General features: G+C 42.0%; 1 protein-coding gene. It reads left to right on the top strand.

The features are described from left to right. Nucleotides 1-105 precede the first annotated feature (105 nt). Complete coding sequence (locus NJLHNGOC_RS15390; protein WP_206059821.1) at nt 106-2,256, top strand: glycosyltransferase family 4 protein; 2,151 nt, start codon at nt 106-108, stop codon at nt 2,254-2,256. Nucleotides 2,257-2,369 lie beyond the last annotated feature (113 nt).

The raw sequence follows: 2,369 nt of genomic DNA, 5'->3' as shown, positions 1-2,369 counted from the left end.
GTTACCAGTCACAATCCTCAATCATAAGGCGGCCTCAAACGGCCGGTTACCTTGAACGTGACATAATGCTCCAATTAATTATATATTATCCGACATTTCCATCAGGTGAAAAATCCAGACACAAGTGAGGATAGCGTGGCTCAAAACAGCAGGCCGGTCATATGGTTGGATATCTCAGACTTTATGTATTATGCAGAAGCTGGAAATATTAGTGTAAGCGGCATTCAGAGAGTTATTGCGAATCTTGTAACTTACAGAAATTTCTCAACTCATGAAATCGTGCCGGTGATGCTGGAACGCCATGCACGAGACATCTGCAAAATTGATGTGGAGCTTTTCCAAAAGCTTGTAGACGCTCTGCAATCCGGCCAGCATGATAGCAAATATATCCAGTCTCTGGAACAAGCGGCCAGAAAAACCATTTTACCAATCACACTGTCTGCAAACGATATTTTTGTCATGGCCGGAGCATTTTGGGTTTACGAAGATTATGATTTCCTGAAAAGGTTACGCGAAAACGGACAGAAAATTGCACTATTTGTTCATGACCTGATACAGATCAGAAATCCAGAATATGTAGCTCCCGTTGCAACAAATCGCTTCGAGGAAACTTTCTTGGATGTTCTGGCCGAGGTCACACTACTCCTGACGAATTCGGATTTTGTCCGTGATGACGTAAAAGATTATATACGTACAAAGATGAAGCTTGACATCCCTGTCGAATCCATAAAACTGCCGACAGAACTTCCGCAGATTTCATATACCTATAAGAATGTAAGACCAGAATTAATTAATATTGCGAAAAATAATTACGTTCTGTACGTATCTACCATTGAAATAAGAAAAAATCATATACTTCTTCTGAAAGTATGGGAAAAACTTCTTCGTGAAAAAAATATTGCAGTTCCTCCTCTTGTCTTCGTCGGTAAATGGGGATGGGAAATAAAAGAACTGGAAAACTTCATAGAAATCTGCGGAGGTCTAGGAAAATGGATTTTTATATTCAATAATATTTCCGATGAAGAGCTTAGTTACCTGTACAAGAACTGCCTCCTGACTGCCTATACCAGTTTCGCGGAAGGATGGGGTCTGCCGGTCGGAGAAAGCCTTGCCTATGGCAAACCGTGCATCGCCTCCGATACGACATCCATTCCTGAAGTTGGTGGAGATTGTGTGGAATACATAGATCCTAATAATTTCGAAAAAACTTACGAAGTTTTTCGATCCATATTTTCCAATTACGAAAATATAAAAATGCTAGAGGAAAACATAAGAAAAAATTTCGAAATAAGAACTTGGAAAACTTATTGTACGGAATTCTATAACAGCATTAATAAACATCTTGAATCAAAAGCCTATATTTCTCCTGATGGGAACTACATATATTCTCCCGGCGAAATCTATTTCTACGGATATGATGATATATCTGAGCAAAGCAGAAAGGGTGGAGAACTTATCACTGCCCGAATGACCCGCATCTACGGCTGGCACCGACTGGAAAACTGGGGATGCTGGGCCACTGCTCCTAAGGCAACTCTCCACCTGCCGACAAAGCTTCCCCAAGGCAAAAAGATCTCGATTTTCGTAAGGATTCAGGCAGCTCCTTCCCGCGAGAAAATGTGGCTTTCCTGTAATGGTGGGGGTAAGGACTTTTCTTACGGATACGTATCTACTTCACCTGCTTTCATTAACTTTGATGGTATCGTTGGGAAAAATGGAACCATTCTGATTTCCTTGAATTCGACGCCAGTTCCCCTTATTGATGGTTCTTACCCCTTCGTACATGTCGGGATCAGCGCAATCGGTTTCGTATCGACCGATGACAACAACGCTTATATAAAATTCCTTGGAAAGTTACTGAACGAGACACCCAAAAAGATTTCTGCAACCATTTCGCAGGATTCTTTCGAAAGTCAGCAGGAATCTCCATTCTTGCTCCGTATCCTTTTGGGAAAAGCCGAAAATCCTACGCCTCTGATTGGTAATTTTGAGAAATTGGTTGATAAGGTATCGCTTTTTGCAGCACGCCGAGCGGCGCGGAAACACAAATGGGCAAAAGCGGAAAAATATTACGCTTCCATGTTACGCCGCTATATAAACCGCCCCAGCATTCTCATACAGTATGGACATATGTTGAAAGAACAGGGACTGTATGATGCCGCATCCATGGCTTATCGTCAGGCGATGAAGTTCGACCCGGAAAATAAGGACGCGCGGCATCATTTCTCCGCCATTCAGCATCTACGCAAGAAATAATATAGCTATCCTCGCAAGAAGGGACATTGCATAAAAATGTACTCGACTGTTTATTTGAGTTCTGTCGGGAATTACGCTTTTTTGAAGCGTCTGGATGTGATTCAAAGCCTGTA

The sequence above is a fragment of the Novacetimonas cocois genome (assembly GCF_003311635.1).
Taxonomy (GTDB): domain Bacteria; phylum Pseudomonadota; class Alphaproteobacteria; order Acetobacterales; family Acetobacteraceae; genus Novacetimonas; species Novacetimonas cocois.
This window is presented reverse-complemented; position numbering and strand designations above follow the sequence as displayed.